The sequence below is a fragment of the Pseudomonas sp. RA_35y_Pfl2_P32 genome, assembly GCF_963970735.1.
Classification (GTDB): domain Bacteria; phylum Pseudomonadota; class Gammaproteobacteria; order Pseudomonadales; family Pseudomonadaceae; genus Aquipseudomonas.
The window spans coordinates 134,226-146,819 of record NZ_CAXAQF010000018.1; the positions used below are offsets into that span (position 1 = coordinate 134,226).

The following is a 12,594-nucleotide window of genomic DNA, read 5'->3' on the forward strand; positions in this document are numbered from 1 at the left end:
ATCAGTTCGCAGCAGCTTTGGCCGGCACCGGTTTCTTCGCCGGGGTCGGGGTCTTGGCTGGCTGTTTTTTGGCCGGCGCGGCTTTCTTGGCGGTGGCCTTTTTCGCCGGTGTGGCTTTTTTCGCAGGCGTGGCTTTTTTATCGGCCAGGGCAACGCTGGCGGGCTTGGCATCCTGGACCGCAACCATCTCCGCCACCGGCGGGGTCGGCGAGCTGTACTTGCTCAGCAGGGCCAGCATGGTGGTGCGCTGGGTCAGCACGATCTCGACACGACGGTTCAAGGCACGTCCCTGGACACTGTCATTCGCTGCACGCGGCATCAGGTCCCCCATGCCACGCAACATCAGGCGATCACGCTTCATGCCACCGAGGCTGAAGATCGAGGCCACCGAGGTCGCACGCTCCTTGCTCAGGGTCTGGGTCGCCGGGGCTGTGCCCGAGGAGTCGCCGTGGCCGAGTACCAGCACGGAAGTCTTGGTGTCGGATTCCACCAGCTTGGCGATGCGCGTGAACGGGCCGAGGGTCGAAGGCAACAGCATGGCCGGGCGTTTCGGGTTGAAGGCCTCATCCACCGGCACGATGACCACCAGGATGTTCTCGCGACGCTCTACCTGCAGGCGCTTATCCTGAATAGCACTGCGCAGGCGTGGCTCGTAGTCGTCCAGCCAGGCCTGGGTAATTTTCGGATCAGGCATCGGGACATCCTTGATGTCCGCCTTGGTCACAGCCTTGGGCTGGTCGCTGAACGGCCACCACCATTTGCTCTCGGAGTCGGCCTTGGCCGCTGCGGCAGCAGCGCTGGTCGCCGCGATGGGCGCAACAGGTGCGGCGGTTTTGCTATCGGCAACGGCGGCTTTGGGGGTGCTCTCCTTGGCGGAGAACGGCCACCAACTGCTGCCGCTGTCCTGGGCCTTGGCCACTGGAGCCGGGGTTGCCGGAGTGGCAGCAGTAGTCTTGTCGGCAGATGCAGCCGGCGCTGTTTTGGCATCGACCTTGGCGTCCGGTTTGGCGCTGCCTTTGTCCGCAACCTTGTCGGAACCGGAACCGAATGACCACCAAGGGCCACCGTCTGCGTCACTTTGTGGGGTTTGTGCACAACCGGTGATGCTGAGACACAGGGCCAAGGCTAAAAATTTGTTCGGTGACATGGGATATCCACAAAATGAGATAAAAAGCTGTGGGTCTGCGACCCGTATAAACAGACGCTGTGCAACATGAAAAGCCACAGGGTTCCATTCCATGACTTTGTGGCATCTTTTATCAGAAAAATGCCTGGCAACCACCCTTTTACAGGCAATCGCCGAGGGCCCGCACGAGCTTCTGCGCGCGCGGGTCCATCAACACGTAAGGGCCCAGGGTATTGGTGACAAAACCGAAGGCCACATCGTGTTCGGGATCAGCAAACCCGACGGATCCCCCCGCCCCAGGATGACCAAAGGCCCGAGGGCCGAGGCCGAAGGTGGCGTTGGGTACGTCCGGCTGATCCAGCATACAACCCAGGCCAAAACGGGTCCGGGTCAGAAGTGTCTTGTCCTCGCCCAGGCTGTGCTCGCGCGTCAGCTCCTGGAGCATGTCACTTTCCAGCAGGCTGCCATCCAGCAGGCCGCTGTAGAAACCCGCCAGGCTGCGGGCATTGCCGTGGCCATTGGCCGCCGGCTGCTGCATGCGTCGCCACTCCGGCTTGTTGGTGCTGGTCATGATCGAGGGCGGGTTGGTAAACGCCCGGGTGCTCATGGCCGCCGGCTCGCGCAGGGTGACCTGCAGCAGGCGCTGGGCCGCCGCGTCACCGACATTGCCCTTGCCCCGCGCGATGTGCGCCACACGGTGAAACTCTTCATCGGCCAGGCCAACATGGAAATCCAGCCCCAGGGGGCGTGCCACCCGCGCCACAATCGATTCGCCCGGGCCGCGACCATCGGCCCGCCGTAACAGTTCACCCACCAGCCAGCCGTAGGTGATTGCCGCATAACCATGGCCTTCGCCCGGCGCCCACCAGGGAGCCTCGGCCGCCAGGGCATCCACCATGGTCTGCCAGTCGTAGAGCGCTTCGGGCGCCAGCAACTCGCGCAGCGCCGGCAGGCCTGCCTGGTGACACAACAACTGGCGCAAGGTCACCGCGTCCTTGCCGGCAGCGGCGAACTCGGGCCAGTAGCGAGCCACCGGCGCATCGAGTTGCAGCTTGCCCTCGGCAACCAGTTGCAGGGCGGTGACGGCGGTAAAGGTCTTGGTGCAGGAAAACAGGTTGGCGATGGTATCGCTGTGCCATGCCTCACTGCCGTCCTTGTCGGCCGTGCCCGCCCACAGGTCGAGGACGGTTTCGCCACCGATCTGGATGCACAATGCCGCGCCGCGTTCCTGGGAGTTGTCGAACAGTGCCGCGAAGGCTTCGCGCACTGCTTCGAATTGAAGCTCGTAATGACCCTGAATCTGCACCCATCACTCCCAAGAGAAACATCTCGACTCGATAACGCATTGTTCCAGCCCTTGAGGGTTTTGGGAACCCGCTCGGGCTGGGCGGTCGCTGGTTTAAACGTGCTGTTTCAGCGATTAATGGCCGTTGCCCGAATGCCCACCCGTGTGACTGCCCTGCCCCGCGCCCTGCGGCTCGTGAGCGGGCTTTTCACCCTCGGGTTTTTCAGCGGCTTTACCGGCTTTCTCGGCGGCCAGCCGGGCTTGTTCGCCGGCCTTGGCGAGCTGATTGACGGCCTGCAGGTTGGCCTTGCGCACGCTGTCGACAAACCCTTGAAACGGAAGGTCAGTGATCCCCACCAGACCGAAATGTCCGTTCTCGCCATCCAGCAGACGACCGGTTACCGGTTGATCGAGGTACTGGAACCAGTGCACCCCGACAATCGACGGCTCGCTGAGTGCCTGTTTGACGAAATTGGCGTAGGCCGGGCCCCGATCCTCCTCCTTCGCCAGCTCCGTGACCCCACCCCAGAAGGGGCCGCGATCCCGAGAACCGAAGTTGAACTCAGTGATCAGCACCGGTTTGTCCAGCGCCTGCAACTGGCTGAAGTCATAGCCGTCCTGAGGCTTGAGCGTATAGAGGTTGAAGCTCAGCACATCGCAATACTGCGCGCACGACGCCACCGCTTCGGGCGTACTGACGGCAAACCGGCCGCCGAGCAGCAGGTGGTTGGGCGCATGCCATTGCAACGAATCGGAGATGGTCTTGAAGTAGGTGTCGGCAAAGACCTTCTGGAAGTATTTGAAGTCAGCTTCGATTTCCGGGTGCTCGGGGTTGGGGACCGGCGGCACGAACCCCGGGTCTTCCATTAGTTCCCAGGCCGGCAAGTCGATACCCCAGGCCTTCGACAGGCCGGCCTGGTTGCGATACTTGTCGCGCAACTGCTTGAGGAAGGCTCGCTTGGCCGGCACGTCGGTGGTCATTTTTAATGTGCCATACGCCAGGGCATAACGCGCCTTGGGGTCGTCACCGGGACCGGCCCAGGCCAGCTCGTTGTCCGCAAAGTAGCCGATCAACCAGGGATCATCCCGATGGTCGCGGGCGGCAATGGCTACCGCTCGTTCGGTGGCCATGGCAAAGCGTGGGTCGAACGGGTCGGGCATGCCGCCCCACCAGTCGTTGCCCGTACTGATGCTGGTGTAATCGCCGACGATCGACAACGGCAAGGTGTAGGGCACCCGTTCGCCGCGACCCAGGGCCGGCTCGCTCCAGTTACCCAGGGTGTTGAAGCCCCAGGCCTGCAGGCGATCGAGGGTGTGGCCGGCCCAGCGCTTTTCATCGAAGGCATAGGGCGCACACGGCGCGACGGGCGCTTCGGTGCCGGTTTCAGCAACCTTCGCCGGAGTGCTGGTGACACAGGGCTGACCGTAGGTTCGTTGCAGGTTGGCACCATAAAAGTCGTACCAGCGACCACCATTGAAGGCGCGCCCGCGATCGACGCCGTTGCCGCCGCGGTTGTCACCGTCACCGTAATGCACGGCCAAAGGCTGGTCGTTGCCCGGCAATACTTCGAACATGCCTTCGCGGCCGGCGACGTAAGTCTGGCTGGCATCGGCGGTGACCGTGTTGACCCCCAGGGAGTAAAACGGGTGACCTTGGGGCGTCACCAGGTACCAGCGTCCGTCGCGCTTCTCGGTGCGAAAAAAGCCGCTGGCCTTGAAGGCAGGCCCCTTGCTCATGCCGCCGAAGGTGTCCAGGGACGAACGTTCGCGCTGGGCCAGCCAGCCGCTCAATTGCTGCTGCTCCTTGGCGGCGGCCGCTTTGAGCTGCTCATCAGTGGTGACTTTTTCCGGCCATTTCGCCCGGGTCGATTGCCCGTAGGCATCCACCAGGGAACCGTAGACCGCCTGGGTGACCGCAGCGCCGTCCTGTACGCCAAAACGCTCGATCAGGATGCTCTGGGCCACTTTCGGCTGATCCATCGACAACGTGACCGACACCACCTGGGCAGGGTCCAGCTCACCTTCACTGCTGGCCAGCAGAATACGCTGGCCATCGACGGTCATCGGCATCGGCGGGCCGGCCTTCATGCCCTGGCTCAGGGGTGAGCTGGGCTTGAGCGGCACCAACAGGGTTTGCGCCGGCCCAGCGGGCAGGTCGACACGGCTGACCAGGGTTTTACCGTCGTTACTCTGGAACTTTATGTAGAGCGTCACAGCCCAGTTCATCGCGCTCTGCAGGCGCAGGCTCATGACCCCGGACTGCGACCAGTCCCAAGCCCCGGTTTGCGGGGTCAGGCGCAGGCTCGGTTGTGCCGTCGGGTTGAACGTCACACGCCGCAGCACCTCACCCTCGGCCGTTTGCTCCGCGTTGGATTGCGGCAGACTGGCATCCTGTGTCGTCACCTGGACCACATCGGCAGGCCGAACAAAGTTGAACAGCGTCTGCTGCCCGGCAGGTGCCGCCAGCAGGGGCGCAGCGAACATCAGGGCAAAAACAGCGGGTAACGAGCGGCGAATCATATGAACCAGGTTCTCCCTAGGGCCAGTGTGAAATCGGTGATAGGAGATAGACAACGAAGTGGGCGTTTTCGCCCACCCTGTCTCAAGATATTTCGCGACGGAACGGTGGCAAGGCGTTGAGGATCGCCTTTCCGTAGCGCTGCGTGACCAGACGCCGATCCAGCAAGGTGATGGTGCCGCGGTCCTCTTCGGTGCGCAGCAAGCGACCGCAGGCCTGGACCAGCTTGAGCGAGGCGTCCGGCACCGAGATCTCCATGAACGGATTACCGCCCCGCGCCTCGATCCATTCGGCCAGCGCGGCTTCCACCGGGTCATCGGGCACTGAGAACGGGATCTTGGCGATCACCACGTGCTCACAGTAGGCACCCGGCAAGTCGACACCTTCGGCGAAACTGGCCAAGCCGAACAGGACGCTGGAATCGCCACCATCGACCCGCGCCTTGTGCTTGTTCAGGGTTTCCTGTTTCGACAGGTTGCCTTGAATGAACACTTGCTTGCGCCAGTCGCGGTCGAGACCGTCGAACACGTCCTGCATCTGTTTACGCGAGGAAAACAGCACCAGGGTGCCGCGCGAGCCTTCCACCAGCTCCGGCAGGTCGCGGATGATCGCCGCAGTGTGTGCCGCTGCATCACGTGGGTCGGCGCGCAGGTCAGGGACCCGCAGCACACCCGCATCGGCATGGTGGAACGGGCTGGGCACCACCGCCGTCACGGCTTTTTTCGGTAGGCCGGCACGCATGCGGAACCGGTCGAAGGTGCCCAGGGCCGTCAGGGTGGCCGAGGTCACCAGGGCGCCGTAGGCGATATTCCACAGGTTGCGCCGCAACATTTCCGCGGCCAGGATCGGACTGGCATTGACCTCGATATCGAACAGCGAACCGCTTTCGGCCAGCGTCAGCCAGCGCGCCATGGGCGGGTTGTCTTCAGGGTCTTCGGCGGTAAAGGCCGTCCACAGTTCCCAGTTGCCCTGGGAGCGCGATAGCAGGCTGCCAAACAGCGGGTACCATTCTTCCGCCTGGTTGCTGGCGATACCAATGTTGACCTCGCCGTCCATGCCTTCCTTGAGCAGTTCCGTGAGCCGGGTGAAGACATCGGTCAGGCGGGCAAAGCCCTTCTTCAGTTCGATGCCCATCTCGCGCATGTGCTCGGGAATCACCCCGCCGACAAACCGGTGACGCGGACGCTCACGGCCTTCGACGTCTTCGCCGGGCTTGAAGTCCGCCACCTGCTCGCAGGCACTGAACATGAACTGCTGCTGGGTCTTGATCTCGCGCGCCAGTTCCGGCACTTGCTCGATCAACTTGCCCAAGTCGCCGGGCAGCGGATGCTGGGCGAGCAACTTGGTGAGGTTCTTGGCAGTGGTCTCCAGCCAGTCGGCGGTGGAGCGCAGGCGCGTGTAATGGGCGAAGTGGCCGATGGCCTTGTCCGGCAGGTGGTGGCCTTCGTCGAACACATAGATGGTGTCACGCGGGTCCGGCAACACGGCACCGCCCCCCAGGGCCAGGTCGGCGAGGACCATGTCGTGGTTGGTGACGATCACATCGACCTTGCCCATGCCTTCGCGGGCCTTGTAAAAGGCGCACTGGCCAAAGTTGGGGCAATGGCGGTTGGTGCACTGGCTGTGGTCGGTGGTCAGGCGCGCCCAGTCGGCATCTTCCAGAGCGGTGGACCAACTGTCGCGGTCGCCGTCCCACTTATTGCCGGCGAGCTTCTCGATCATGCTGGTGAACAGCTTCTGACTGGCCTCATCGACTTCGATCTTGAAGCCTTCTTCCTCGAACAACTGGGCCGTGGCGGTTTGCGCATGGCCTTCTTGCAGCAGCATGTCGAGCTTGGACAGGCACATATAGCGACCCCGGCCCTTGGCCAGGGCAAAGCTGAAATTCAGCCCGCTGTTGCGCATCAGGTCCGGCAGGTCCTTGTAGACGATCTGCTCTTGCAGGGCGACGGTGGCGGTGGCAATCACCAGGCGCTTGCCGGCGGCCTTGGCGGTGGGAATCGCCGCCAGGCTGTAGGCGACGGTCTTGCCGGTACCGGTGCCGGCTTCCACCGCGACAATCGCGGGGTCGCCACTGCGCCGGCCTTCGTCGTCGGTGTCGATGTCACCCAGGACTTTGGCGATTTCGGCGATCATCAGGCGCTGGCCGTAGCGCGGCTTCAGGCTCTTGGCTTCGAGAAAACGCGAATAAGCGCCCTGGATCGTGGTTTTGAGTTCAGTGCTGATCATGGATTGTCGGGCGCAAAAAACGCTGGATAAATTTTCAGTGGTTCGGATCGGCCGCTATCATACCCCGCTAATTAATCCCGCGCAGAACGGAGTACCCCAATGACACTTTTCGCCTTCATTTATAGCCTGCATGTGCTGGCGGCCCTGGTCTGGGTCGGCGGCATGTTTTTCGCCTGGATGGTCCTGCGCCCCGCCGCCGTAAAGGCCCTGGAGGGCCCGGCCCGCCTGAAACTGTGGCTGGAAGTGTTCCCGCGCTTTTTTCTCTGGGTCTGGGTCGCCGTGCTGATCCTGCCGATCAGCGGCGTGGGTCTGATCCACCTGCGCTTCAGCGGCTTCGACACCGCGCCACGCTACGTGCAGATCATGATGGGCCTGTACCTAGTGATGACCGCACTGTTCATTCGCATTCAAGCCTTGCAACTGCCCGAGCTACGCAAGGCCGTCCTGGCCGAAGACTGGCCGACCGGCGCCGCCACCCTGGGTGGGATACGCCGCCTAGTGGGTATCAATTTGATGGTGGGATTGGTGCTGGTCGCCATTGCAGCGGCACGCCCGATGTTTTAAAGACGCAGAGCCCGCCATTAATCTGGAGCGAGCCGCAGATCGCCATCGCGAGCAGGCTCACTCCCACAGCGGAGATTCGCACACCAGTAAAAACAGGCCGGCCGGAAGGCCGCCTTGCCCTGACCACTCACTCCCTACAAACGCTGCAAACTAACAGCTCCCGCCGCCCCCTCTACCCCCGGCTGCCCCGCCACCCCAGGACGCCCGTTCTTGCCACCATCGGCACGGTAGACAAGGCAGCCCTTGGACTTACCCCCCGCACCAGGCTTACCACCCGCCCCCGGCAGCCCTCCGGCACCACCCTCGACCTGCACCTTGATTTGCTGCTCCGGATAATCACGCGGCAATTCCAGACGCACCAACGCCCCCGGCGCACCCGCACGACCATCCCCGCCATTATCCCCATCGGCACCACGTCCGGCCTCGCCCCAGGTGCATCCAGGTTCCTGGCCGTTGGCCCCATCGAGCCCCACATAACCCGGCGCACCGGCGCCGCCACGAGCATCCACCGACAACTCGGACGCGTCCAACGAAGCAATCCGCAGATTCAGGTTACGCCCGCCGCGAGCGGCCTTGAGGTAAGTACCCGGCGCACCACGGGACGTAATCTGGCTGCCACTGGCAAGCTGGGCATGCCCGACCTTCAATTGCAGGACCTGCTCAGTGGGAACAATCGTTATCCGCGCCTCGCGCCCCAGGTGCAACTGGCCCACATCCAACTCAGTGACGTTCGCAGGGACCAGCAACGTGCCATAGTCCGCGACATCCAGACGTTCCAACTGCAAGGTGCTGGTGGTAGTGGGCAGGCGCATCAGCGAATGACTTTCCACACTGACCACCTGCGCCGTGGCCAGTGGGCTAACCAGCGCGGCAAGCAAACAGAGTTTACGCATGGCGGACCTCCCCAGAGACCGGGGCCGACAAGGTCCGTAGGTGGAAAACGCCAAACAGGAGGATTTGCAGGCGATCACGCCACGGGTGAGGACGGTCCTTGAGACTGCGGTGCACCAGCAGCACTTCCAGCAGGTGGGTCAGCAGCAACAAACTAGCCGCCAGATTGACCAGCAAATCAATCGGATTGATCAGCGGCTCCCGCAGGTTGACCAGCACCACCAGCCAGAACATCAGGGTCAAACACTTGCCCAGCCCCCAAAACACTTTCATACGCTCCCCCGTGCTTCATTATTGTTTGCGCGCACAGTAACGACTTCCGCGAGGGATACGCCAGAGGTCAGTGAAAATTCTCCCGCACCGGGCTGTTTAACCGCCGGATCGACGAGGATCGCCCATCCGGTAGCCGTCAATCAGCGGCCGATCACCAGTTCCACCCGACGATTTTTCGCCCGCCCTTCTTCGCTGGCGTTGTCGGCCACTGGCTGGCTTTCGCCCATGCCCTGGCTGGTGAGCTTGTCCGGCGCCAGCCCCTGCTCCAGCAGGAAGGCGGCAACACTGCTGGCGCGCCGTTCGGAGAGCGACTGGTTGTAGGCGTCCGTGCCCTGGCTATCGGTATGTCCAACCACCTTGATACTCAGCACGTCAGCGTTTTTCAGCTTATCCATCAACCCCAGCAGTTGCTCCTGGGCCGCAGGAGTCAATTGCGCGGAGTCGAAGGCAAACAACACATCGCCTTGGTCACTGAGGGTGATGACTTCACTTTGCGGCTCGACCGGCTTGACGGTGGCCGGGTACTGGGGAATCGGACACCCCCTGTTGTCGACCGAGGTACTGGCCGGGGTATCAGGGCAATGATCGCGACGATCAAAGACCCCGTCTTCGTCTTCATCGCCATCCTGCGCGTAACAGATCAAGCCTCCCGTCAACAAACCGAGTGCCGCACCCCCTGCCGCCCAACCACCGCTTTCTATTGCGCCCAGGCCTCCGCCCACCAGGCCGCCAATAAGGCTGCAGATCGGCCAGGTACGTTGATTGAGGGGGGCAGTGCCGTCGCTGTGGGTGGCGCAACCTGTCAACAGGCTGCCGAACAGTAGTACCGGTATCACGGTCCGCGCACGAAGACTCATGGTGATTGCTCCTGTGTTACCGGCCCATACCGGTCACACAGGAGTAAAGACCCGCATCCGCGACTGCACAAGCCGCGGATGCGAAGGGGTTTAGCGGTTGATTTTGATTTCGGTACGACGGTTCATGGCCCGCCCGTCAGCGGTTTTATTGTCAGCCACTGGCTGGCTTTCACCGGCACCTTGTACCGACACGAAGCTGGCACGTGGCACACCTTCTTCAATCAGGTACTCAACCACCGAACGCGCACGGCTATCCGAAAGTTTTTCGTTATAGGCATCACTGCCAACGCTGTCGGTATGCCCGGTGACGGTCAGTTGCGCAGTAGCTGCTTCCTGCTTCAAGCGGGAGGCGATGGTTTGCAGCTTGGATTTGTCGGCTTCGGTCAGCTTGGCCGAGTCGAACTGGAAGTACACATCGCGAATGACGATGGTTTCCTCTTTGACCACCACCACCTCTTCAACCACAGGCTCTGGCGGCGGGCAGCCATTGGCATCGACCTGCACGCCTTTTGGTGTGCCCGGGCACTTGTCACGACTGTCCGGTACGCCATCGCCATCTTCATCGCCGTCGCCATGCACCCAGCAATAGGCGGCTGCCAATCCACCTACGAACAGCGCGCCACCGCCGGCCCATGCCGAACTTTTCGTCGCGCCGAGACCCGCACCGACCACGCCGCCCACCGCCGCACAGGTCGGCCAGTCGGTTTTCTGCAAACCTGCGCAACCAGTCAACACACTGGTTAGCAGAACCAAGGGTAATGCTGTCCGAACTATGCTCATCGAGTTTTCTCCTGAGGGATCGGCTTACGACCGATTCAAGCAGTAAAGACCCGAGTTTTAATATCCGCCAGCAATAGGCCACCCTGGCTTCATCCCGTATTTACGGGCGCTCGTTACATCCAGAGCAAACCCGCTCTAGGCCCGAACGCTCGGGCAGGCTAGTCTCTGCAGTTCTGATTGAGGATCCTCGATGACCGCCGCTTTTTCTTTGCGTACACCCCAGCAGGCCCTCGCGGCCCTGCTTGATCGTTATGCGCCCCAACGGCTGCTGCTGATCGGTGCCAGCGACTTCCCGGCACTGCAGGCGTTCAAGCTGGCGCACCCCGACACCGTCGTTGCCCAGATCGCCCCCGGCCCGCTGCCGCCGGAGCTGGCGGCGCAGCGCTTCGACCTGGCCCTGGCCCTCGACTGCCTGGAGCATTTACCCAAGCGCGACGGCCTGAACCTGCTCGGCGGGATCCGCAACCTCAACGCCAGTCGCATTGTGGTCCTCGCCGACCTGAGTGCCTGCGGCTGGCAGGACACCGATTTCTTCTCCCTGGCCCTGCAAGCGAGCGAGCGCTTCCAGCGCGACGAACAGGTTTTGACCCTGTTCACCTATGATCTGCTTGACTACAAACAAGTACCTGACTGGCTCAACTCACGGTTCTGGGCCAATCCAGAGAATTTCGGAAAATACTGGTGGTAACACAATGAGTACATCCATTTGCCCTTGCGGCAGCGGCACACCACTGGATGCCTGTTGCGGGCACTACCACGCCGGACACCCCGCGCCCTGCGCCGAAGCCTTGATGCGTTCGCGCTACAGCGCCTACGTGCTGGGCCTGATCGACTACCTGGTGGCGACCACCCTGCCCGCCCAGCAGCCAGGCCTGGATCGCCAATCAATCAGCGCCTGGAGTGCCCAGAGCACTTGGCTGGGCCTGGAAGTGGAACGTTCAGAAGTGTTCGGCGGCCAGCCCGAGCATGCGTTCGTCACCTTCACTGCGCGCTGGCATGACAGCAACGGCGAACACAGCCACCGTGAACGTTCTTCTTTCGTACAGAACGCCGGGCACTGGTACTTCATCGATCCGACTGTAGCGCTCAAGACAGGGCGCAATGACGCTTGCCCTTGCGCCAGCGGGCAGAAATTCAAGAAGTGCTGTGCCGGGTACTTCGCCTAGAGGACTGAACCTGTAAAGCGGGTAAAGGGAGCCAGACCATGCTCAACCAGCGCCGCGCCCTGCACAGCATCAGCCTGCTTTTGCTCCTGAGTCTCAGTGGTTGCATGTCCTGGTTCAGCGATGATGAGCTTGAGCCCCAGGTCCACCTGCTCAAGGTCGAGGTGGTCCGGGCCCGGCTGCTGGATCAGAAGTTCATGCTGTACTTTCGGGTCGACAACCCCAATGACTCCAGCCTGACGGTCCGTGGCCTGGAGTACCGCATTCACTTGGGCCCGTTCCTGCTGACCGAGGGGGAGAGCGATCAATGGTTCAGTGTCGACCCCAAGAACAGTGGGTATTTCCAGGTGCCGATCCGCACGAACCTGTGGCAGCACCTGCGCGAAGTGGTCAAGTTGCTGAAAAAACCCGAGCAACCCATCCCCTACCGCCTGGAGGGAACCCTGCAAACCGGATTATTCTTCGGCAAAGACGTGCACCTGTCGCGTTATGGCGAGATAATTCCCGGCGATTTTATTCCGGAGTAACCCTGATGACCCAGCAACCCCACGTCCATGGCCCTGACTGCAACCACGATCATGACCATCACGAGCACCATGATCACGACCATGGCCATGTGCACGGCCCAAACTGCGGCCACGCTCACCAGGAGCCGGTGCGTAACGCCTTGAAAGATGTCGGCCGCAACGACCCTTGCCCATGCGGCAACGGCAAGAAATTCAAGAAGTGCCACGGCGCTTGATGCGCTAGCCCCAAGGGCTTGTGGGAGCGCCACCCGGCTCGCTCCCACATCTATGGTTACCCCCTTTTCTGCAATACTGTTTCTGATGTCGTGTTTGGCTTGCTTTCATCTATTCGGCGTCTGAGTGGGGGAGCTACCCCGCGCCTCGATGAGAATCGATGCCCAA

The 12,594-nt window shown here is 62.1% G+C and carries 13 protein-coding genes; 5 read left to right on the plus strand and 8 right to left on the minus strand.

The features are described from left to right. Window position 1: 1 nt before the first annotated feature. The 4 genes from AACY45_RS19235 to dinG form a co-directional block, all read right to left on the minus strand. Window positions 2–1,147 (minus strand): OmpA family protein, encoded by a 1,146-nt coding sequence (locus AACY45_RS19235; protein ID WP_339546912.1) that lies wholly within the window; start codon window positions 1,145–1,147, stop codon window positions 2–4. 139 nt (window positions 1,148–1,286) lie between these two features. Next, the gene (locus AACY45_RS19240; protein ID WP_339546913.1) at window positions 1,287–2,432 is read right to left on the minus strand and encodes a serine hydrolase domain-containing protein; all 1,146 of its coding nucleotides are present in this window, start codon (window positions 2,430–2,432) and stop codon (window positions 1,287–1,289) included. Between the two features lie 114 nt (window positions 2,433–2,546). Then, window positions 2,547–4,931, minus strand: a complete 2,385-nt coding sequence (locus AACY45_RS19245; RefSeq protein WP_339546914.1) for a beta-agarase — start codon at window positions 4,929–4,931, stop codon at window positions 2,547–2,549. Window positions 4,932–5,013: 82 nt separating this feature from the next. Further along, window positions 5,014–7,158, minus strand: a complete 2,145-nt coding sequence (gene dinG / locus AACY45_RS19250; RefSeq protein ID WP_339546915.1) for an ATP-dependent DNA helicase DinG — start codon at window positions 7,156–7,158, stop codon at window positions 5,014–5,016. Between the two features lie 99 nt (window positions 7,159–7,257). Between dinG and AACY45_RS19255 the strand changes: the two genes are divergently transcribed. Continuing rightward, on the plus strand, window positions 7,258–7,722 hold the full coding sequence (locus AACY45_RS19255) for a CopD family protein (protein WP_339546916.1): 465 nt from the start codon (window positions 7,258–7,260) through the stop codon (window positions 7,720–7,722). 134 nt (window positions 7,723–7,856) lie between these two features. Here the strand turns inward: AACY45_RS19255 and AACY45_RS19260 are convergent, their stop codons facing one another. From AACY45_RS19260 to AACY45_RS19275, 4 genes are all read right to left on the minus strand, one after another. Further along, window positions 7,857–8,615 carry a collagen-like protein gene (locus AACY45_RS19260; protein ID WP_339546917.1) on the minus strand — a complete coding sequence of 253 codons (759 nt, stop codon included), beginning with the start codon at window positions 8,613–8,615 and terminating at the stop codon, window positions 7,857–7,859. Next, entirely contained in the window at window positions 8,608–8,886 is a 279-nt protein-coding gene (locus AACY45_RS19265; RefSeq protein WP_339546918.1) for a DUF1145 domain-containing protein, read from the minus strand. The genes AACY45_RS19260 and AACY45_RS19265 overlap by 8 nt, the downstream gene beginning before the upstream one ends. Window positions 8,887–9,026: 140 nt before the next feature. After that, a complete protein-coding gene (locus tag AACY45_RS19270; RefSeq protein WP_339546919.1) occupies window positions 9,027–9,743 on the minus strand; it encodes an OmpA family protein in 717 nt (238 codons plus the stop codon). A 90-nt stretch (window positions 9,744–9,833) separates the two neighbouring features. Continuing rightward, entirely contained in the window at window positions 9,834–10,523 is a 690-nt protein-coding gene (locus AACY45_RS19275) for an OmpA family protein (RefSeq protein ID WP_339546920.1), read from the minus strand. A 190-nt stretch (window positions 10,524–10,713) separates the two neighbouring features. Between AACY45_RS19275 and AACY45_RS19280 the strand changes: the two genes are divergently transcribed. Genes AACY45_RS19280 through AACY45_RS19295 form a run of 4 tightly spaced genes read left to right on the plus strand, consistent with a single transcriptional unit; the run spans window position 10,714 to window position 12,428 of the window. Beyond that, window positions 10,714–11,211: a DUF6231 family protein gene (locus tag AACY45_RS19280; protein WP_339546921.1), complete on the plus strand. Its 498-nt coding sequence runs from the start codon at window positions 10,714–10,716 to the stop codon at window positions 11,209–11,211. Between the two features lie 4 nt (window positions 11,212–11,215). Further along, the gene (locus AACY45_RS19285; RefSeq protein WP_339546922.1) at window positions 11,216–11,689 is read left to right on the plus strand and encodes a YchJ family protein; all 474 of its coding nucleotides are present in this window, start codon (window positions 11,216–11,218) and stop codon (window positions 11,687–11,689) included. Between the two features lie 38 nt (window positions 11,690–11,727). Beyond that, window positions 11,728–12,213 carry an LEA type 2 family protein gene (locus AACY45_RS19290; RefSeq protein ID WP_339546923.1) on the plus strand — a complete coding sequence of 162 codons (486 nt, stop codon included), beginning with the start codon at window positions 11,728–11,730 and terminating at the stop codon, window positions 12,211–12,213. 5 nt (window positions 12,214–12,218) lie between these two features. Then, window positions 12,219–12,428 carry an SEC-C metal-binding domain-containing protein gene (locus AACY45_RS19295; protein WP_064676164.1) on the plus strand — a complete coding sequence of 70 codons (210 nt, stop codon included), beginning with the start codon at window positions 12,219–12,221 and terminating at the stop codon, window positions 12,426–12,428. The last annotated feature ends 166 nt before the right edge of the window (window positions 12,429–12,594 follow it).

What these genes read in the sequence shown, in the direction of transcription:
- AACY45_RS19265 (WP_339546918.1), bottom strand. Translation starts at nt 8,886, where the DNA reads ATGAAAGTGTTTTGGGGGCTGGGCAAGTGTTTGACCCTGATGTTCTGG.
- AACY45_RS19280 (WP_339546921.1), top strand. Translation starts at nt 10,714, where the DNA reads ATGACCGCCGCTTTTTCTTTGCGTACACCCCAGCAGGCCCTCGCGGCC.
- AACY45_RS19245 (WP_339546914.1), bottom strand. Translation starts at nt 4,931, where the DNA reads ATGATTCGCCGCTCGTTACCCGCTGTTTTTGCCCTGATGTTCGCTGCG.
- AACY45_RS19270 (WP_339546919.1), bottom strand. Translation starts at nt 9,743, where the DNA reads ATGAGTCTTCGTGCGCGGACCGTGATACCGGTACTACTGTTCGGCAGC.
- AACY45_RS19290 (WP_339546923.1), top strand. Translation starts at nt 11,728, where the DNA reads ATGCTCAACCAGCGCCGCGCCCTGCACAGCATCAGCCTGCTTTTGCTC.
- AACY45_RS19285 (WP_339546922.1), top strand. Translation starts at nt 11,216, where the DNA reads ATGAGTACATCCATTTGCCCTTGCGGCAGCGGCACACCACTGGATGCC.
- AACY45_RS19235 (WP_339546912.1), bottom strand. Translation starts at nt 1,147, where the DNA reads ATGTCACCGAACAAATTTTTAGCCTTGGCCCTGTGTCTCAGCATCACC.
- AACY45_RS19260 (WP_339546917.1), bottom strand. Translation starts at nt 8,615, where the DNA reads ATGCGTAAACTCTGTTTGCTTGCCGCGCTGGTTAGCCCACTGGCCACG.
- dinG (WP_339546915.1), bottom strand. Translation starts at nt 7,158, where the DNA reads ATGATCAGCACTGAACTCAAAACCACGATCCAGGGCGCTTATTCGCGT.
- AACY45_RS19275 (WP_339546920.1), bottom strand. Translation starts at nt 10,523, where the DNA reads ATGAGCATAGTTCGGACAGCATTACCCTTGGTTCTGCTAACCAGTGTG.
- AACY45_RS19255 (WP_339546916.1), top strand. Translation starts at nt 7,258, where the DNA reads ATGACACTTTTCGCCTTCATTTATAGCCTGCATGTGCTGGCGGCCCTG.
- AACY45_RS19295 (WP_064676164.1), top strand. Translation starts at nt 12,219, where the DNA reads ATGACCCAGCAACCCCACGTCCATGGCCCTGACTGCAACCACGATCAT.